This window comes from Flavobacterium sp. WC2416, assembly GCF_041200095.1.
GTDB lineage: Bacteria > Bacteroidota > Bacteroidia > Flavobacteriales > Flavobacteriaceae > Flavobacterium.
Genome location: NZ_CP165626.1, coordinates 2,713,132 through 2,733,787, shown reverse-complemented (window position 1 = coordinate 2,733,787; position 20,656 = coordinate 2,713,132). Strand labels below are relative to the sequence as shown.

At 31.9% G+C, this 20,656-nt stretch carries 15 protein-coding genes; 4 read left to right on the top strand and 11 right to left on the bottom strand.

Annotation, left to right across the window (positions count from 1 at the left end):
- Positions 1-37: 37 nt before the first annotated feature.
- Entirely contained in the window at positions 38-1,066 is a 1,029-nt protein-coding gene (locus tag AB3G39_RS11610; RefSeq protein WP_367769316.1) for a formimidoylglutamase, read from the bottom strand.
- 93 nt (positions 1,067-1,159) lie between these two features.
- Between AB3G39_RS11610 and AB3G39_RS11605 the strand changes: the two genes are divergently transcribed.
- Positions 1,160-2,044, top strand: a complete 885-nt coding sequence (locus AB3G39_RS11605) for a hypothetical protein (protein WP_367752623.1) — start codon at positions 1,160-1,162, stop codon at positions 2,042-2,044.
- Positions 2,045-2,343: 299 nt separating this feature from the next.
- Here the strand turns inward: AB3G39_RS11605 and AB3G39_RS11600 are convergent, their stop codons facing one another.
- From AB3G39_RS11600 to AB3G39_RS11575, 6 genes are all read right to left on the bottom strand, one after another.
- Complete coding sequence (locus AB3G39_RS11600) at positions 2,344-3,648, bottom strand: ammonium transporter (protein ID WP_367769319.1); 1,305 nt, start codon at positions 3,646-3,648, stop codon at positions 2,344-2,346.
- Between the two features lie 309 nt (positions 3,649-3,957).
- On the bottom strand, positions 3,958-5,031 hold the full coding sequence (locus tag AB3G39_RS11595; protein WP_369769382.1) for an alanine/ornithine racemase family PLP-dependent enzyme: 1,074 nt from the start codon (positions 5,029-5,031) through the stop codon (positions 3,958-3,960).
- Positions 5,031-6,149 carry an alanine racemase gene (gene alr / locus AB3G39_RS11590; RefSeq protein WP_369769381.1) on the bottom strand — a complete coding sequence of 373 codons (1,119 nt, stop codon included), beginning with the start codon at positions 6,147-6,149 and terminating at the stop codon, positions 5,031-5,033. Before alr ends, AB3G39_RS11595 begins: the two co-directional genes overlap by 1 nt.
- On the bottom strand, positions 6,139-7,290 hold the full coding sequence (locus tag AB3G39_RS11585; RefSeq protein ID WP_369765233.1) for an amidohydrolase: 1,152 nt from the start codon (positions 7,288-7,290) through the stop codon (positions 6,139-6,141). Before AB3G39_RS11585 ends, alr begins: the two co-directional genes overlap by 11 nt.
- 6 nt (positions 7,291-7,296) lie before the next feature.
- Positions 7,297-7,731 carry a GNAT family N-acetyltransferase gene (locus tag AB3G39_RS11580; protein WP_367769331.1) on the bottom strand — a complete coding sequence of 145 codons (435 nt, stop codon included), beginning with the start codon at positions 7,729-7,731 and terminating at the stop codon, positions 7,297-7,299.
- Positions 7,712-9,181, bottom strand: a complete 1,470-nt coding sequence (locus tag AB3G39_RS11575; RefSeq protein ID WP_367769334.1) for a sodium:solute symporter — start codon at positions 9,179-9,181, stop codon at positions 7,712-7,714. Before AB3G39_RS11575 ends, AB3G39_RS11580 begins: the two co-directional genes overlap by 20 nt.
- Positions 9,182-9,619: 438 nt before the next feature.
- On the opposite strand from AB3G39_RS11575, the gene AB3G39_RS11570 reads away from it, so the two are divergent.
- From AB3G39_RS11570 to AB3G39_RS11560, 3 genes are all read left to right on the top strand, one after another.
- Positions 9,620-11,155 (top strand): YifB family Mg chelatase-like AAA ATPase, encoded by a 1,536-nt coding sequence (locus AB3G39_RS11570; RefSeq protein WP_369765232.1) that lies wholly within the window; start codon positions 9,620-9,622, stop codon positions 11,153-11,155.
- A 224-nt stretch (positions 11,156-11,379) separates the two neighbouring features.
- Complete coding sequence (locus AB3G39_RS11565) at positions 11,380-12,078, top strand: pseudouridine synthase (RefSeq protein ID WP_369765231.1); 699 nt, start codon at positions 11,380-11,382, stop codon at positions 12,076-12,078.
- Positions 12,079-12,596: 518 nt separating this feature from the next.
- On the top strand, positions 12,597-13,598 hold the full coding sequence (locus AB3G39_RS11560) for an IS110 family transposase (protein ID WP_369765230.1): 1,002 nt from the start codon (positions 12,597-12,599) through the stop codon (positions 13,596-13,598).
- A 334-nt stretch (positions 13,599-13,932) separates the two neighbouring features.
- On the opposite strand, the gene AB3G39_RS11555 is transcribed toward AB3G39_RS11560, so the two are convergent.
- The 4 genes from AB3G39_RS11555 to AB3G39_RS11540 form a co-directional block, all read right to left on the bottom strand.
- A complete protein-coding gene (locus tag AB3G39_RS11555) occupies positions 13,933-15,222 on the bottom strand; it encodes a DEAD/DEAH box helicase (RefSeq protein WP_369769379.1) in 1,290 nt (429 codons plus the stop codon).
- A 214-nt stretch (positions 15,223-15,436) separates the two neighbouring features.
- Positions 15,437-15,802 carry a hypothetical protein gene (locus tag AB3G39_RS11550; protein ID WP_367769344.1) on the bottom strand — a complete coding sequence of 122 codons (366 nt, stop codon included), beginning with the start codon at positions 15,800-15,802 and terminating at the stop codon, positions 15,437-15,439.
- A gap of 204 nt (positions 15,803-16,006) precedes the next feature.
- A complete protein-coding gene (locus tag AB3G39_RS11545; RefSeq protein ID WP_367769347.1) occupies positions 16,007-16,867 on the bottom strand; it encodes a neutral zinc metallopeptidase in 861 nt (286 codons plus the stop codon).
- Between the two features lie 43 nt (positions 16,868-16,910).
- Positions 16,911-20,390, bottom strand: a complete 3,480-nt coding sequence (locus AB3G39_RS11540) for a PAS domain S-box protein (protein WP_369766282.1) — start codon at positions 20,388-20,390, stop codon at positions 16,911-16,913.
- Between the last annotated feature and the right edge of the window lie 266 nt (positions 20,391-20,656).

The following is a 20,656-nucleotide window of genomic DNA, read 5'->3' as shown; positions in this document are numbered from 1 at the left end:
CTATTTTACAGATTGAAAACTCTTATAAAAGAGTTATTTATTGACTTGACTTGATAAAATCAGTAATTAAATAACCTATTAATTTACCAATTAAATGATTGTTTTTCTCTTCGCCTAAATCGGGAGCACCTTCACAAATATGTAAATAGGCAGCATTCTTGTGTTTTCCAAAAAAAGAAATGAATTGTCTTAATTCTTCAACGGAGAAACCACTTAAAGTCATTGCACTACTTGCTATATTTGGTATGGCATCTAAATCTATTTCAATTCCAAAAGTATCAGTCTTAATAAATTCTAATGCTATATTCATTTCTTCATTAAAATTTTTTTCTTGTCTAATTTTTAGGCTGTCATAAGTATTATACCGTACACGATCCTCCGTTTTTTTTATAATGTCCAAAACGCTTTTGGAGGTGTAATTTTCATGTAAGCCAAAAACAAAATATTTTTTCAAAAAACCTTCTTCGTATGCATATGAAAAACCATTCCCACTATGACGACCTTCAAGAATTCTAAAATCGGAATGTGCATCAAAATTGATGGCATTTATAGGTTTCCCTTTTGCTAAAGCAGTTCCTTTAATATTGCCGTATGAATTATTATGACCTCCACCAATAATTATAGGTGTTTTTCCAGCTTTTATAATATTAAAGATAATATGAGAAACGTCTTTGTCTATTTTTTCAACTAATTGACTCAATTTGGAACGATCATCAATATCATTAAAATCTAAATGTTCGACCTCCTTCATTTCTTCACAAACATTCATTTGACCAAGGATAATTATTTGATTTCCTTTGCAAAAGCGATTGTGTTGAATGTTAGCAATATTTTTTATAGCAATCTCCCATGCCGATGCAGCGCCTGGTCTTCCAAAATTGGCTCTAATACCAATATCTTCTGGGATTCCCAATAAAACATATTTAGCTTCTGATGTTTTTAAAAATGAAAGTGGGTCAGTTCCTTTTGGTACAGTAATCATCTTTTCTCCAAATTTTATTTCACCACTTCTATGGTTAGTAATTTTTGCAAGATCATTCGTAGTAAAAGGTAGAATTTTTTCCATAAAAAAATATTTTTTTCCAAAAATACTATAATTGTGTTAACTTACGTTATAACTTAAATATATATTATTAAATTTGGAAAAAAATATTTAAACATGGAAAATCAAAAAAGCAGTTCAAGTCTTAAGGCAGTTATTGCTGTATTAGCAGTTTTATTAGTAGGTAGTTTAGTGTATATTTTTAAAATGAGTTCTGATGTTGAAACAGTTCAAACAGAATTGAAAACTACTATGACTGAAAAAGAATCGGTTATGAAAGATTTGCAAGAATTAAAAGCTACTTATGACGCAGCTATTTCTGAAAATACCTCTATGTCGGATGAGTTAATTCAAGAAAGAGATAAAGTAGTTAATTTAATGGCTGATTTAAATAAGTCAAAAGGGGATGTAGCTTCATTAGCAAAATATAGAACTCAATTTATTGCTTTGCAAAACAATATGAAAGTTTTAATGACAGAAAATGAAGGATTGAAAAAAGCAAATACTACATTAACTACACAACGTGATAGTACAGTAGTAGTATTAGGTGAATCTAAAAAATATAATGAAGTTTTAGTTGGACAAAATGAAGAATTGTCTAAAGCTGTTGAGAAAGGTTCAAAATTAACAGTTTTGAACATGAAAACATCTGCTTACAAACTAAGAAGTTCAGGAAAACAAGTTGAAACGGATAAAGCAAGTAGAGCTGATGTTCTTAAAATTAGTTTTACAATTGCTGAAAACCAAATTGCTAAATCTGGAGATAAAACATATTATGTACAAGTAATTGATAGTAAAAACAATGTTTTAGGTGATAAAAAGACTGAAAATTTTGGAGATGCTTCGTTAGTATATAGTTTTATAACTAATGTAAAATATGAAAACAAAACTGTTCAAGTAACAGAAGATTTACCTGGTAAAGACTTTGCAAAAGGGACGTACTTCGTAAATGTTTTTGATAAAAATGAATTGGTTTCAAAAACGAGTTTTACTTTAAAATAAAATAAGATATTTCATAAAGAATAGCCGTCTCAAATTATTTTGAGACGGCTATTTTTTTGTATATAGTTTGGTGATTTTAAGTTGATTTTATTCCTATACAAGTTTGCATTGTTTGTGTGAAACTTAGCTTATCAATGGACAAAAGATGCTTTGATGTATAAAAAGAATACCAGAAATAGTTTTGATCTTTCTATAAATAGATTGCGAATAAAATGAAATTCAGTGTGTTTTATAGCCATAAAAAAAACTCCCTGAAAACTTAATTTCAGGGAGTTTTATTTTATTTATTAAAGCGTTTACTACAAAAACTCTCCGTGTTGAGAGATATCTAAACCTAACTCTTCTTTGTCTTCAGTTACTCTTAAAGGAGTGATTTTATTTACAATAAAGAAAAGGAAATAAGAAACAGAAAAAGCAAATACAGATACAATTACTAAAGCCGTTAATTGGTGTATAAATAAAGTTGTTTCACCAAAAATTAGTCCTTGGTCTGTAACTGCTGGATTTATTGCTTTTGATGCAAAAACACCAGTTAATAACATTCCAGTCATACCACCAACACCATGACAAGCAAATACATCTAATGCATCATCAATTTTACCTTTAGGAAATTTACTTACTACAATATTACTTACTAAACTACTAAATACACCTATGAAAATTGCATTGGGAATACTAACGAATCCTGCTGCAGGAGTAATAGCTACAAGTCCTACTACTGCACCAATACAAGCACCCATTGCAGATACTTTATGTCCAAGAATTTTATCAAAGAAAACCCAAGCCATACCAGCAGCAGCTGCAGCAACTGTTGTAGTTCCTAAAGCTTGCACTGCTAATCCGTTTGCAGCAAGAGCAGAACCAGCATTAAATCCGAACCAACCAAACCATAACAATCCTGTTCCTAATAATACATAAGTAATACGAGCAGGATTTGATTTTTGACCTTTTCTTTTTCCTAAAAACATTGCTCCAGCTAAAGCAGCCCATCCAGCACTCATGTGTACTACAGTTCCTCCAGCGAAATCCAATACTCCCATTTTATAGAAAAAACCATCTGCATGCCAAGTCATATGACATAATGGAGCATATACAAAAATGATAAATAAAACCATGAACAACATATAAGCCCAAAAACGAATTCTCTCAGCAAATGCACCAGTTATTAAGGCTGGAGTGATAATTGCAAATTTTGCTTGAAATAAAGCAAAAAGCATAAATGGAATGGTTCCCCAAGCTGTTGTAATCCCAACATTTTTAAACATGAAATAATCTGTAGGGTTACCTATGAAGCCTCCTATTGAAGTTCCAAAAGATAAACTGAATCCAACGATTACCCAAAGTACAGTAACAATTATCATTGCCATGAAGCTTTGTAACATGGTGCTAATGACATTCTTTTTTCCTACCATTCCTCCGTAGAAGAAACCTAGTCCAGGAGTCATTATTAATACAAGTGCTGTTGCAACAATCATCCAAGCTGTATCTCCAGTGTCAAATTTTACTGCATCTAATGGAATTGGATTTTCGGACAACATGAAATTGGTACAGAGTGATAAGACCAATAGAGCGATAAGAATTACGCTTAAAATAATTTTTCTCATTGTTTTTAGGTTTAGTTTTTACGGTAAAAATATAAAATGAATCAATATCCCTATTGAAATAGGGTGATATTATGCTATTTTTATTAAATTTCTAATTTAACCCCTATTATTTTAAGGGTTATCTGAGAATACACCTCTGTAATTTACAATTTGTTAATATGAGTATTTAAATTGGATAATAATTATTGCCTGAAATGTAATAGTAATTTACAAAAAAAAATCAGATAATAGTTTATCTGATTTTTTTTAGGAAAGTGGAATTTATTATTTTAAATGAATTTTATTAGTAATTAGTTTTTTAAGGCTAATTTATCCGATTCTCTTTTCAATATAATCTGAATTTAAAAGATAGAGTGCTCCCATATATTGTATTTTAAAGGAAACTAAATCTCCAATTTTATATTTCTTTTTTGAATTTGAAATATCTATTACAAGCATATCTGAACTTGCGTCGATAATTTTAATATCACTATCCTCGGCTTCAATATATTGTGGTTGCATGTCAAGTAAACCAATGTCTAAAATGGCTCTTAAAGAAGTTTCTCCTAAATCATCAGTATCACTTGGTACATAACTAGTTCCAACACCACTTTCGCCTAGTTCTCCAATGGGGGCATCAGGTTTCTCCGTAATTTCAATTATTTCTGAGTACAGCTTAAACACATCATTGTGCATCCCTGCGATGGTATCGCCTGTAAAAAGATCTTTTCCAAAAAACAATGCTTCTCCAACTCTAAAATGGTTTACCGCCATAGGACGTGCATTTTTTAGCATTAATGGAATAGCTACCGATGTTCCACCAGAAACCCATGGAATAGTGATGTTAAATTTGGCTTCAATGAGTTGTTTGTATAGACTTAACTGAATTAATTTATCTTGTGTTGGCATGATTCCACTTAAACAATTAAGATTGGTACCTATACCACGAATTTCAATATTGGGTAATTTTAAAATAGTACCATAAAATTCAACCAGTTCTTCACCCATTACACCTTCACGTAAATCACCCATTTCAATCATGATTATGATTTTATGAGTTTTGTTCTGTTTTTGTGCTTCTTTAGAAAGCAGTTGTATGGTATAAATTTCTGTGTTAAAACTTACATCAGCATAGCGAACGATATTTTCTATACTTTGTTTTGCAGGAGGTTTTATATAAACCGTTTGAATAGTAGGGTCTAAAGATTTTATTTTCTTTAGATTACTTACTCGGGAATCATGAATTTCTCGTACTCCAAGTGCAATTAATTCTTTAAGGTAAATTTTGTTGCCGCATAAAAGTTTAGATACAACACCCCATTGTATGTTTCTAGATTTGAAGATAGTATCAAGAAAGGTATAATTTTCTTCTAATTTCTTTCTATATAATTTTATAAAAGCCATTATTCTATTATTTTGCGTGGAATCGTTTTTGAAATTCGGGTTAGTAATTCATAATTTAGTTGATTACTGAAATCACTGAAAGAAGCTACAGATACGGTAAGATCTTCTTGTGTACCAATTAAAACGACCTCATCTTCTTTTTTTACAGTTTCGATGTCAGTTACATCAACTGTCATCATATTCATATTGACTGAGCCTACAACGATACAGCGTTGTCCATTAATTAAAACTCTTCCTTGATTACTCAAAGACCGGCTGTATCCATGAGAATAACCTATAGGAACAACAGCAATTTTCATTTTTCTTTCTGCCAGAAAACTAGTGCCATAACCTATAAAATCACCAATATTCACTTTTTTTACACTCATGATACTGCTTTTCCAAGTAATGACACGATGCAATGGATCAATTTTACTCTTTTTGCTATTTAAATAATTTACAAAAACTTCAGGGCTGGGCCACAAGCCATATTGCATGATACCAATTCGAACCATATCCATTCGTGTTTTTGGAAACATTATTGACGCTGCAGAACAAGCAGAATGTTTAATTTCTGGTTTTAGGTCATTATCCCAAAGGTATTGATAAATTTCGTCAAATCGTTTGATTTGTTTCTCCACTCTATAATAGTTTGCAATGCTTTCGGCTCCGGCATAATGAGTGCATAGCCCTTTAAATATAAGGTATTCCTTTTCTTTTTTTTCAAAACCAGTTCGGTTCATTCCTGTTTCTACCTCAATATGTAATATTGCCTTTTTATGCAGTTTTTTTGCAACTCTGGTGGCTTTTGTAAGTCGGCTTTTATCGAATACAAAAAACTCAACATGATTAGCAACAACCCATTCCATGTCTTCATCTTGAACCAATCCCATCACCATAATGATGGCTTTATCAGCAAGTGTGGCTTTTACAATTTTAGCTTCTTCAACATCAAATACAGAGAAATGTGTAACACCACATTCATAAGCCATTAAAACAAATTCTTTTATTCCATGACCGTAGGCATTTCCTTTTACAACAGAAGAAAGTAGTACTTTTTTTCCAAAAGTATTTTTTAGAAAGCTAATATTTTTTTGGTACGCTTTTTTGTTTAGTTCTATAATCGAATTAGTATGCATCCGTAATTTGTTTGCTTATTTGTAAAAAAGTGGCTACTCCAGTTGTTATGATTTCATCTGGGAAATCATAATCTGGATTGTGTAGGGCGGGAGTATTCATTCCTGATCCTAATCCAAACATTGCTCCTGGAAATTGCTGGGTAAGTAGACCAAAATCTTCTCCCCATGTAAATGGCATTTCTTTTTCTAACAGATCAAAATCATTGATTTTCACTGCATTTTTTATGTGATTTACTGCTTCTACATTGTTTTCATTGGCTTGAAAACTCTGCGTCCAAGATATCTTGCATTTCAATTGGAATTCTTCGGCTATTGATTTTGCTAGTTTTTCCAATTTACTTTCAATGGCTTGCATTTCCGAATTACTATCGCTTCTTACTGTAAAATGAATTTCTGCCGCACCCGCTGAAACACCATACGCCTTCTTACCCATTTTCGAATAAATAGGTGTAATCAAACAATATTTTGCTGCAGCAATATTGGCTTGTATGAGCTGGTTAAATTGGGTAGTTATTTTAGCTAATGCCAATGCTGGATTGATTCCTTTATGAGGTTCTCCTGCATGAGATGTGATTCCTTTTAGTTTGATAATTAAGCTGTTTACGGCACAACTAAAAGTATCGTTTTTAACAACAATTTGATTTTTTTTATACCCTGGAATATTGTGCAGTGCGAATACAAAGTCAGGTTTATAAATAAATTTAGGGTCATTAAAAACTTTTTCAGCACCAGTGCCATCTTCTTCCGCAGGCTGGAAGAGTAAAATAACAGTTCCTGTTTTAGGTCTTTTATAGTGCAATTCAATGGCTAGACCACACATAATTGCCATGTGTCCATCGTGTCCGCATTTATGGGAAACTCCGTTGGTTAAAGAACGATGTTCAAAAGTATTAATTTCGTCAATGGGTAATGCATCTAGTTCACAACGAAATAAAACCGTTTTTCCAACGGTTTTTCCTTTATAAATAGCTAGAATTCCAGTTGTCCCAACCTCGGTAACAATTTCATCAGGAGGATAATTTTCAAGAAATGAAAGAATCATTTTTGCAGTATGTACTTCTTTTCCTGAAACCTCTGGATTTTTATGTAATTCCTTTCGCAATAGCGTAAGAGTTGCTATACGTTGGTTTAAGTTTTGCATTTTGGATTATTTGATGAGACGCATTTCTAGGTATTTATTTGTAAATCCTAGTTTTTCGTATAATTTTTTGGCAGGATTATCAGGTTCCACATGAAGTGCAATATTTCCTTCGGCAATTGAGATGGCTTTTTGCATCAATTGTTTTCCATATCCCTTACCACGTTGGCTATTGTCTACTGCAATATAAACCAAAATATTTTCAGGGATAAAGTCTTTCATACCTGTGTTGTTTAAAATAACAACACCTACAATTTTATTTTCATCTAAACCTACAACTATATTTCCTCCTTTATCTGGATTCATTACGTAAGCGATGCATTTTAGAATATCGTCTACTTTATCGCCATATTCCTCTAAATGAGTGAAAAGAAATTGAGCAATTATTTGATTAGTATATGTGATGTCTTCTCCTGAAGTTGAATTAATTATTTTGAATTCCATTTTGTTTTTCTTTTTTATAATGATAAATTGATATTGTATAAAATAAAATAAGCGAAATACTGATACCATAAATGTTGGCATCAAGATGCTCGGGTAGTTTTATTCCTAAAGGTAATTTATTTTTAGTGATTATGAGTAAAATTGTTGCTCCTCCTCCAAAAAGCATGCTCCAAAAAGCGGCAATGGGATGGCTTTTCTTCCAAAATAAAGCGCCTAGTACTGGTATAAATAGTCCTGAAACCATAAAGGCATAGGAGTAGAGCATGAGTTCTAATACATTTTGCATTTGGGAAGCCAATAGAATGGCAAAAACACCAATTGCTAAGGTTACTATTTGTGAAAGTTGTAATTCTTGTTTGTGGGTTAATTCTTTTTTAGAAAATTTAGCGAGAATATCGGTTACTATATTACCAGAGGCCGCCATCAAGCAGCTATCTGCAGTGGAAAGGATAGCCGAAAAATAGGAGGAAAGCATCAATCCCATTAATCCAACAGGAAGAATGGTTGCTAATAAAATAGGTAATCCCATTTCACTATCCATCGATGCAGCATCAGTAATTCCTTTAAACATCCCATTAGTAGCAGCAACTTTAGCAAGCATTCCCAGAATTACTCCCATAAATGCCATGATAGGCCATTCAAAAACTCCAGCAATTAGCCATGCTTTTTTTGCTTCTTTTTCTCCTTTACTGGCATAAATTCTTTGGTACAATGTCATTCCTACAAACCAAATAGGAATAATAGTAATGGACCAGTTTAAAATTTGGTACCACTTCACATTAGTTAATGACAAATATTCAGGGGCTAATGTTGCTTTAATAACATCATATCCTCCAACAGCAGTATAGGCAATAGGAATTCCAATAAAAACCAATCCACCAATTAAGATTAGCCATTGAATCGTATCGGTATAAATTACCGCCTTTAGACCTCCAATTGCGGTATAAATAACAGCAATTGCACCCATAACAATAAGTGCGGTTTGAATGTTTAATCCTTCTATGGTTGCCGAAGCTAATTTGGCTCCAGCCAAAACTTGAGAACTTGTAAACCCAATGTATCCAATAGCTGAAATAATACCGGCTAATAAAGCTACTTTACTGTTATAAAAATGCTCAAATATTTGTGGGAAAGTAAAAAACTTATGTTTATGGCCCAAATGACTCACTTTTGGAATGAGATAAACAGCACTAAGCCACGCACCGAGTAAACCTGTAAATAACATCCAAGAACCTGATATTCCCATCGTAAAACCAAGCCCTCCTAAACCGATGGAGAATCCTCCACCCACATCAGTAGCCACTACAGATAAACCGATGTGCCAACTACTCATGTTTCGACCACTTACGTAAAAGTCTTCAGCTGTTTTGTTTTTATTAAAAAAATACACGCCAACACCAAGCATAGCGAGCATATAAACGACAAAGATTAGATAATCTATCCAGTGCATTTTTGATTAATTTTTGATTATTTATTAGCCTGTAAATGGAATTTTTCCAAAAGGCAAAAGATGTAGCGAACTACAAAAAAGAATGATTTTTAGATTGATTTCATGAAATAGAAATCATAGAATGGTTGTTGTTAAAAATGTATAAAAAAACGTTTTTCAACCCTAAAAATCAAATAAATCTCGGCAAATATAGGAAATTATATCCAAAAATGGAACAAATTGGGCGTAAGGTCTAATGCTTAAGTTTTGAAACTTCATTTTTTTGTAAGCAAATAATAAGTGACATAATAAATCAAATTTAGATTTCATGATTCTATAATCCATCTCTTTTTTAAAAATTAGAGTAGTAAAATAGTATTGCTAATGTGTTATTATTTAGTAAGATAAATCTATAGTTTGGTATGTTAAAATTCGTTATTTTTAAAAAAAATATACGCCATGTTAGTTAAAGTTTTTGGAAGTGCCGTTTTTGGTGTTGAAGCCACAACAATTACTGTTGAAGTAAATATTGATAAAGGAATTGGATATCATTTAGTAGGGTTGCCTGATAACGCAATTAAAGAAAGTAGTTATAGAATTGCTGCTGCTCTCAAAAACACAGGCTACCACATGCCGGGTAAAAAGATCACAATCAATATGGCACCTGCTGATTTGCGAAAAGAAGGTTCAGCCTATGATTTAACTTTAACCATAGGAATCTTGGTTGCTTCTCAGCAAATTGAAGCCAAAGAATTGGAGAAATATATAATTATGGGAGAACTTTCTCTCGATGGAAGTTTGCAACCTATTCGTGGTGCTTTGCCAATTGCTATAAAAGCAAAAGAAGAAGGATTTAAAGGTTTTTTTCTGCCAAAACAAAATGTAAAAGAAGCTGCAATAGTAGCTGGATTGGATGTTTATGGAGTTGAAAATGTACAGGAAGTCATTGATTTTCTAGAAGGGAAAGGCAATCTAGAACCCACAACAATTGATACGAGAGCCGAATTTTATAAAGATTTAGATTTTCCTGAATTTGATTTTAGCGATGTGAAAGGGCAGGAGTCTATAAAAAGATGTATGGAAATAGCGGCTGCTGGAGGACATAATATTATTTTGATTGGGCCGCCAGGTGCTGGAAAAACAATGCTTGCCAAACGTTTACCAAGTATTTTACCACCAATGACGTTACGAGAAGCCTTAGAAACAACTAAAATCCATAGCGTAGCAGGAAAGTTGAAAGAAGTAGGTTTGATGAATCAGCGGCCTTTCAGGAGCCCACACCATACTATATCTAACGTAGCACTCGTTGGTGGGGGGAGTTATCCCCAACCAGGAGAGATTTCGATGGCACACAATGGGGTTTTATTTCTGGATGAGTTACCCGAATTTAAACGTGATGTTCTCGAAGTGATGCGTCAACCACTAGAAGATAGGGAAGTAACCATTTCCAGAGCCAAGTTTACCGTTACTTATCCCTCTTCATTTATGCTGGTAGCAAGCATGAATCCGAGTCCAAGTGGTTTTTTTAACGATCCCGATTCACCACAAACGTCTTCACCACACGAAATGCAACGGTATTTAAGTAAAATATCAGGGCCTTTATTGGATCGAATTGACATCCATATCGAAGTAACTCCCGTTCCGTTTGAAAAATTATCGGAAGATCAAAAAGCAGAAAGTAGTGTTGATATTCGAAAAAGAGTTACTGCAGCCCGAGAATTACAATCAGCACGTTTTGAGCAAATGGAAAACATCCATTACAATGCGCAAATGAATACCAAACACATTAGGGAATATTGTGCTCTTGATGATATATCCAAATTACTTTTGAAAACAGCCATGGAGCGACTGAATCTTTCTGCTAGGGCCTACGATCGTATTTTGAAGGTAGCTAGAACTATCGCTGATCTTGATGCTGCTCCTACCGTAGTTTCGTCTCATATTGCCGAAGCAATTCAGTATAGAAGTTTGGATCGAGATGGTTGGTTGGGATAAATTAGATTTCAGATTTTTGATTGCAGATATTTAAACTATGCTAGGCAAACTCTTCAACTTTGAGGAAGTGACTTTATAAAAGAGCATTGGGATACAATTTAAATAACAGTTTTAGCAATTGTAATCTTCTATTTTGTTTTTCGAGCTAAAATGAAAAAAGAAAAGTATAGAAATAAATAAGTCAAAAAAGAGAGTTCTATCAAAATCTCTTTTATTTTTGCCAAATGTTAGAAATTCTTTACCAAGACGAATATATTATAGCAATTAATAAACCAAGTGGATTGTTAGTCCACAAATCATTTTACGCGCGCGATGCAAAAGTTTTTGCTATTCAAGAATTGAGAAATCAAATAGGAGGGCGACACGTTTATCCTATTCATCGGTTAGATCGCAAAACATCTGGTGTCTTGTTATTTGCATTGGATAAAGATGCTTTAAAAATTATGAATGATCGTTTTGCTACACGCGAAGTCGAAAAAAAATATTTAGCAATTTTACGTGGCTGGTCACCCGAAGAACTAACGATTGATTATGATTTAACCAATGATGATGGCATTGTACAAAATGCAATAACATACTTTCATCGATTGCAAAGTACCGAAATTGAGTTAGAATTTAACAATAAACCAACGTCACGATATTGTTTAGTAGAAGCGATTCCTGAAACTGGACGTATGCATCAATTACGAAAACATTTCAAACATATTTTTCATCCCATTTTAGGAAGTCGCCCTCATGGTTGTAACAAACAAAATAAATTATGGTTGGAGAATTTTGAACTGAAAGGAATGATGCTTCATGCACATCAGTTAATTTTTAATCATCCAATAACAAATGAACAACTTATCTTGAATGCAAAGATTAATGAAGAGTTTAGCAGAGTAGGTTCTATTCTTAATCTAGATTTGAAGACCTATGAATAGCATGCTAATTTGTAAATTTACGCTTTAAATTAGTGTAGTATTTGGAAATAATAGTTTTCAGTATAAAGAGGAACAGATTTTAGGACAAAACATTAAGGATAAATACACACTTTTTGTCATTCCGAAGAATGAGGAATCACATTATTTCCTCACGTAATGGGATTTATTATTGGAATGGGCACGCATTGAAAATCCGCGATATCGTCGTCGGCAAGAAATTATGGTAATGATGACCAGGCCGTTTTATAGATAGATATAAATTGATTTAGATTGTGTTCACGAGCGGGACGCTCGCGCCAGCCTTTAGATTTGTTCTTTGAAAAATCATTAAATTTAAATTAACAACCAAACTGACAAAGTGAACCATTCGCGCCGCAAAGTTTTAGACTTATCCCCCGATTAGGACTTTGTCAGTTTGTATTGAACAAGCATCAAATAGTAATTCAGGTTTTTAGGCCTATTATCAAGGTTATGAGTGTGTTCAATAAACTGGTTGCTAATCTTTAAAACATTTTCTTATGAACAAATTTAAACATTTTTTAGGCATTGACGTATCCAAAGAATATTTTGATGCTGTTGTGATTTTGAATGGAGATAAACAAAACACCATCCATAATCAATTTGTAAATGATTACAAAGGAATCCAAGCACTTCGCAAATGGCTGAAAGAGCAAAATGCTACTTTTGAAAACACATTGATTTGTTTAGAACACACTGGCATGTATGGAAAGTTACTTATCAAGTATTTGATGGTATTTAAGTTTGATCTTTGGGTAGAAATGTCGTTGAAAATTATTCGAAGTATTGGTGTTCAGAGAGGTAAAAACGACAAAATTGATGCTGAAAGAATAGCTTATTATGCCATGAAGAATGTTGACGAAGCAGTTCTGTACAAAGCTCCTAGAAAAGAAGTTGATAAAATCAGAAACTTATTGTCTTTAAGAGAAAAGCTAGTGATTACAAAAGCTTCGTTGTTACGTAATGTAAGAGAACTTAAGTCATTTGATTTAGAAGTGGCTAAACTCTCAGAAAAACTCCAAAAAAGTACAATTAAAGGAATTGAAACAGATTTGCAAAAAATAGAAAAACAATTAGACAAAATAATCAACGAAGATGAAAATCTTTCTAGAATATTTAAAATATCGACATCGGTTACAGGCGTTGGAAAAGTAACAACTTTATTCTTAATTTGTTTTACAAATGAATTTACAATGTATATCACTCCTCGCCAATTGGCTTGTTATGCAGGCGTTGTACCTTTTGAACACACTTCAGGAAAAAGTGTACGTTCAAAACCAAAAGTCCATTATATGGCAAATAAAAAATTAAAAAAACAGTTGCATATGTGTGCGTTATCTGCAATCACAAGTGATCCAGAGTTGAAAATTTATTATAGCCGAAAAGTACAAGAAGGAAAAAGCAAAATGCTCGTAATTAACAATGTAAGAAACAAACTCATACATCGTCTTTGCGCATGTATTAAGGAAAACAGAACCTTTGAAAAAAGACAAATAGCTTAAGATCAATTAAATAAATTTTTCTTTTGATAGGGAAGAAGTAGTAAAAACTTTTTCCCCTTCGCAAGACTTATTGTTTGTTTTCAACACAAAGTTATTGAATTATTCACAAAAAATAAATGAAAATTTTATGAATTATTATTTGCTTAAACCATAGTAATCGGTGGGATGAATTTGCAAAACAGTATTATGAAAATAAAAATGCCCTAAATAGCCCCGATAGAAACGAAAATCCCTGTGTGGGCTAGCGTTTAGCCCTCACAAGGATTGTAGTGTATAGCGGGAGATAACGTTTATAAAAACGAAATCGTTCTGCTCCTAAAAATTTAAAAATGTATTATCTATTTGGGCGTCTTTCATTATTTTGACTAGGACGTCTAGGACCAAAACTGTAATTACTACTACGGTTTGTAGTATCTGTTTTTGGTTTCCTTGGAGTTGAATTGCGTTGTTGTCGCCCTTGCCCTTGTTTGATAGGTTCGGTTGAAGCATTTGGATCTGGCTCAAACCCTTTAATATTTTCTTTAGGTAATTTCATACCAATCAATTTCTCGATATCACGTAAAAAAACGGTTTCATCTGGGCTAAATAAAGAAATCGCTTCTCCATTGGCACCAGCTCTCCCTGTTCTTCCGATGCGGTGAACGTAATCTTCGGGAATATTAGGTAATTCAAAATTGACAACATGAGGTAATAATGGGATGTCTAATCCTCTAGCCGCAATATCAGTAGCTACTAATGCCGTTAAGCTTCCGTTTTTAAAGCCCGCCAAAGCTTTGGTTCTGGCTCCTTGTCCTTTATTACCGTGAATGGCTGCTGCTTGAATTCCAGCACTAATCATACTTTCGGTTAATTTATTGGCACCTTGTTTGGTACGGGTAAATACCAAAATCTGTTTCCAATTTCCTTCGGTAATCAGTTTGATCACTAATTCGGTTTTTTTCTCTTTTGCAACTGGATATACTTTTTGAGTAATAGCATCGACAGTCGTATTTTCAGGTGTTGCCTCCACTTGAACGGGATGGTTTAAGATACCCATTGCTAATTTTTTAATGTCTTTTGAGAATGTAGCTGAAAACATTAGGTTTTGCCTTTTTGTTGGCAATACTTTCATGATGCGCTCAATATCTCTTAAAAACCCCATGTCTAACATGCGATCCGCTTCATCCAAAACTAAAATTTCTACTTTGTTTAGTGTGATTAATCCTTGATTTTGTAGGTCAATCAATCTACCTGGAGTTGCAACTAAAATATCTATACCTTGACGCAATTGTGCTACTTGTGGTTTTTGATTAACACCTCCAAAGATCACCGTACTGCGTAAATCTAAAAATTCACCGTATTCTTTTATATTGGCTAATATTTGTGCCGCTAATTCACGTGTTGGTGTTAAGATCAAAGCACGAATGGGTCTGTGACTTAAATGTTTTCCTTGTGATAAGATTTGTAATATAGGTAGTGTAAAACCAGCTGTTTTTCCTGTTCCTGTTTGTGCAGATGCCAATACATCTTTGCCTTCTAAGATTGGTGGAATTGATTTTTGTTGTATTGGAGAAGGAGTTGTATATCCTTTTTTGCTGATGGCTTTTAATAAAGCATCAGATAAGCCTAATGAGTTGAATGACATAAATTGTGTTTATGAAGTAAACACTATTATTTTGAGTACTTCTTTAATTTGGCGCGAAGGTACTGCTAAATTGTCCGATCTGCTTTTTAATGATTGATTTTGTTTGAATTTATCATTTCGTTGTACTTCAACTTATTAGAGTACAATGATTTAGTACTTTTGGTTATGCGAAGTCAAAAAGGGGATTTAATGGGTAGGACTATAAAATTTATTACTACGGAACGAAATATTCATTGATAAAAGCATGTTGTTGATTAACATTCATTGTATCTGTTTCTTTTATTTCTATTTTCATTTTTACAAAGCGTTCATCTTCGCTTAGGATGTCAAAAAAGTCAACCTTTGTATTTGAGGGACCAAAAAGGATTATTTTATCATAATTAATTATTGCTTCGGCAATTCTATTGTAATACCTATAAACGTTTTTAATAGATGTATTCTTTTCAAGTTTAGATGTCGCTTTATCTTCCAAGTGAAATTCATGTATAATCGTTTGAATTTCAAAAGGTTTTGTAGTAAATTCCATTAAATAGGCAAGAGAATGATCCATCCATATACCTAGTTGCTTCGTTTTTTTCATTTTGTTTACCCATTTATTTCGAGTAAAATTATCGATATAAAGGAGTGTAATTATTTATTTTAGTTAAGAGGTATTTGATATAAGATGAGTTGCAATAAAGTGTCGATGAATTGAATTTAGAATAAAAAAATAATGGCTTAATAAATGTTAGGGACAAAAAAAATCGGGCAATTAGCCCGATTTTAAATACTGTTTTTAATTTTTTTATTTTAATTCAGCAAAAGTATTTCCTTGCTTGATATCTCCCGTTTTATATCCTTTCATGAACCAGTATTTCCTTTGTTCGGATGTACCGTGAGTAAATGATTCAGGAACAATATGTCCTTGCATTTTTGATTGTATAGCATCATCACCAACTGCATGTGCAGCACTTAATGCTTCATCAAGATCTCCTTCTTCAAGAATGTTATTCATTTTTTGGTTGTAATGTGTCCATACACCAGCATAAAAATCAGCTTGTAACTCTAAGGCTACGGATAATTTATTAGCTTCTGCTTTACTTTTACCTTGTTGCATTTCGCGCATTTTTTCTGATGTGCCTAATAAGGTTTGAACATGATGCCCAATTTCGTGGGCAATAACATAAGCAGTGGCAAAATCACCTCCTTGCGCACCAAAACGGGTTTTTAGTTCTTCAAAGAACGTTAAGTCCATATAGACTTTTTGATCTCCAGGGCAATAAAATGGGCCGGAATCAGAAGTTGCATTTCCACACGCAGTTTCTACAGCTCCGCTAAACAAAACAATATTTGGCTTTTTATAATTGAGATTATTTTCATTGAATATTTTTGTCCAAACATCTTCATTATCTGCTAATAGTGTTTTTACAAAATCTTGTTCTTCAAGCTCTTTTGCTGTTAGATCTCTTTGTTCGGTGGGAGTACTTTGACCTTGATTCATTTGTTCTAGTATTGGCGTAAGCATTTGAGCATTTTCACCACCAAAAACATTTAAAAGTAAAATAATAATTCCTATTATTCCGCCACCTACAATTGTTTTACCACCGGAGGACATGCCTCTTCTGTCTTCGACATTGTCACTTTTTCGTCTACCTTGCCATTTCATATATTATTATTATTAGTTATTTCAAATACAAATTTAATTACTATTACAAGATCCACTTAACAATTGTTTCTTCTATAATTCGTTTAATTATTGGTTTCGATATATAATCATTCATTCCTGCTGAAAGACACTTTTCTTTTATTTCAATTTCTGTGCCAGCTGTAATTGCAATAATAGGAATTGTTTTGCCTAATTCTGACTTTCTAATTGCTTTTGTAGCCTCATAGCCATTCATTATAGGCATTTGGATATCCATGAATATAATATCTGGATTTATATTTTCAAATTGTATTAAAGCTTCGGCCCCATTAACAATTTCAAAAAATTCTGGTTCAAAAAGAACATTTTTAATAATTGTTTTAAGTAGTAGCATATTGATTTTATTATCTTCAACAAGCATGACTTTAAGGTTTCTTAATTTATCATTTGTTTTAAAAATATGCTCCATATTTGTAAAATCCTCTTCAACTGTTTTTGAAAATAGGTCTTCAATATAATCATTACTAGTTTTTAAATCCAGATCAAAATAAAAAACACTACCAAGCCCGATCTCGCTTTCAAGATTTAAACGACTTTTCATTAGTCCAAGTAGTTTATTTGAAATAGTAAGACCTAAACCTGTTCCTCCAAATTTTTTGGTTGTAGAACCATCCTCTTGAGAAAAAGCTTTGAATATTTTTTTCTTATTTTTTTCCAAAATTCCAATTCCAGAATCGACAACTGAAAAGCGTATTTTGGTTTTTGAGTCACTAATTTTTTTAATTATCGAAATATCTAGTTTTATAGTTCCTTTTTCAGTGAATTTTACAGCATTAGCCAAAAGGTTAATCAAAATTTGTTTTAATCGAACAATATCAATCCAGAAATAATTAGGAATATCTGGTGCTATGTTAAGTTCTAGATTTAATTTTTTTTGATTTGATTCATATAGAATTAAATCAATAATTTGACTCATAATTTCCTTAATATCATGTTTTTCTATGTGCAAGTCTAATTTTCCAGCTTCAATTTTTGAAAAGTCAAGAATATCATTTACGATACCCAATAAGGAATGTGCAGATTGGTTTACCGTGATCATATGTTTTTTTTGCACTTCGCCTAGCTCGGTTTTCATTAATAGATCCGTAAAACCAATGATACCATTTAAAGGGGTTCTAATTTCATGACTCATATTAGCTAAAAATTCCGATTTGGCTCTGTTTGCTGCTTCTGCGTATTCACGACCTTTTATCGCTTCCTCAGCCTCTTTTCTTTTTGTAATATCAAGCATGATGCCTTCGATATAAGTTATTTTTCCATTTTTTATAACGGCATCACCAAATTCTTCTACCCAAACAATTTCATTATTTTTTTTAATAATTCGATAGGTAAAATGAAACGGTTCAGATTTAGATAATTTATACGAAGATTCATCTAACACTTTTTTTACATCTTCAGGATGTATCAAATCAGTATAAAAAATTTTCTTATCTAAGAAATCAGATTTTTTAAAGCCAGTAAGTTTTTCTATTTCATCATTAAGATAAATTTTGGTAAACTTATTATCATTCTCTGATAAGTACACTGTTCCAGGTATATTGTTAGCTAAAAGTCTAAATTTTTCTTCGCTTTCATAAATTGCCGTTTCGGTTTCGATTCGGTCAATTGATGATGCTATATTTCTAGCCAAAGTTTGAAGGATATTTACTTCATCTTCGGACCAACTTCTTTCTTCGTTTGTATCATCAAAACCTAAAAAACCATGAAATCTATTCTTTATAAAAATGGGGAATAGTATTAATGAAATTACATCAACATTTAATAATTTATTTTTTAAAGATTCATTTTTAATTTGTGAAACAACAGCTTCATAGATTTTGTTATTTAATAATGGATCTATTAATTCTTCAAAATAGTCATAGGGAATATTTTGAAGTTTTGGATTGTTTTGTGTTAATGTATTGTTGCCCTTTATCCATCTGTATTTTTGGCTAATTAAATTAGTGTCATTATTTTTTTCATAATAATAGGCGCGATGTGATTTTGTCGCTTTCCCCATTATAATAAGGACATCAGCAAAAATATCATTTATGTTTTTACTGTTTAAAAACTTCTCAGTACACAACGTCATTGCTGCTAAAAGTTCACTTTTATATGTTAGTTTTTTTTCAATTTCGAATCTCATTTTTGATTCATAGGCTATAGCTATAATATCCGAAACTGATCTTGCAAAGTTAATATCTTCATTATCCCAATGTTTTATTTCTTCACTCGCTTCAAAACTAATGATTCCTTTTAAATCACCATCGATAAAAACGGGAGTATCGAGTATGGAGTAAATATTATTAGTATTGGTATAATCATTTTCTAATTCATATGTAGTATTGTTTTTAGAAACATCGGAAATAACTACTTGTAATTCATTTTCAATTATTGTAAAATAGTTTGGATATTGTTTTTTTGTTATTTCTTTTCCTGATGTAAATTCATTTTTATTTAACTGATATAATACAAGGCAATCTATTTTATCTGGATAATAATTCCAGTAACTAGCTCTGTTAACCCCAATTTTTTCTGCTGTTATTTTTAAAATCGTTTTTAATTTTGATTCTAAACTTTCATTGCTGGAGTAACTTTTTTCAGTAAATGCTTTTAAAGCGTTGCTGTATTTTTGAATTTTTAATTGTCTTTCTGTTTTTTCTTTTTCAATGTTTTTATAATATGTTACATCTCTTGCAATTACAGAATATCCTTTAATATTATTGTATTGGTCTCTAATAATTGATACTTTTTGTGAAACCCAGATTTCTTCGCCATTTTTCCTGACAATAGGAAATTCTAATATGGGAAAATTAGTCATTTCGGGTGTCGCAGCCGAATAGAAATCTAATACTTTTTGGATATAATCTTCTCTGATTAAAGAATTAAATTTTGAGTTAAACAGTTCTTTCAAACTAAAACCAGTAATCTTTTCTGTACTTTTATTTATAAAAAGGTAATCTCCTTTCCTGTTTAATTCATAAATAATATCATAAGCAGACTCTACAAGATTTTCATATCTTTTTTGAGTTTTAATTTCATTAGTTACATCTTGACCTATTCCAATAATTAAATCATCCGAAAATCGTTTGTCATTCCATTGAATGTATTTATAGTTTCCATTTTTACATTTTAATTTCCTTGTAAACGTTCTTTCAATGATTTCGTTATTATGAAATTCTTCCCCAATAAACTCGGGGTCTTCCGTTACTTTCCAAAATCCTAAGCCCATAACTTCCTCTGAAGTATAACCTAAAATTGACTTTATCGTTTCACTACAAAATTGCACTTCCCCTTTCTTATTAGTAGCCATAATAAGCGAGTTTCCGTTGTTTACAATCTCATTTGAAAACCGAAACTTATCTTTGATATTTAATGATGTTATAAAACTTATATAATTTATTATAAACACTAAAATGGAAAAATTTAATAATATTATAGCAGTTTTATCTGGGATAAGATTAAAAGCACTTGTAGCTGCAATATAAAAAAAGGCAAAAGACATAAAATACCAAAAAATCTTGATAGGCTTGAGTATTGTAAATGAAAAGAAAAAACTAATAATAAAAGTGATTATAGGAACTAATTCTAAGGGGAATAGAATAATACTTCTACAAATTAAAATAAAATAGACAATATAAATTGTAATAAAAATGTGTTTTATATATTGAAAAACTATTGCCTTTTTAGTGCTGATAAAGTAGATTAATAATAGGAAAACACCAATCATTAAGTTTTGATATAACAAGCTTTTTGGTCTTTCTGAAAAGA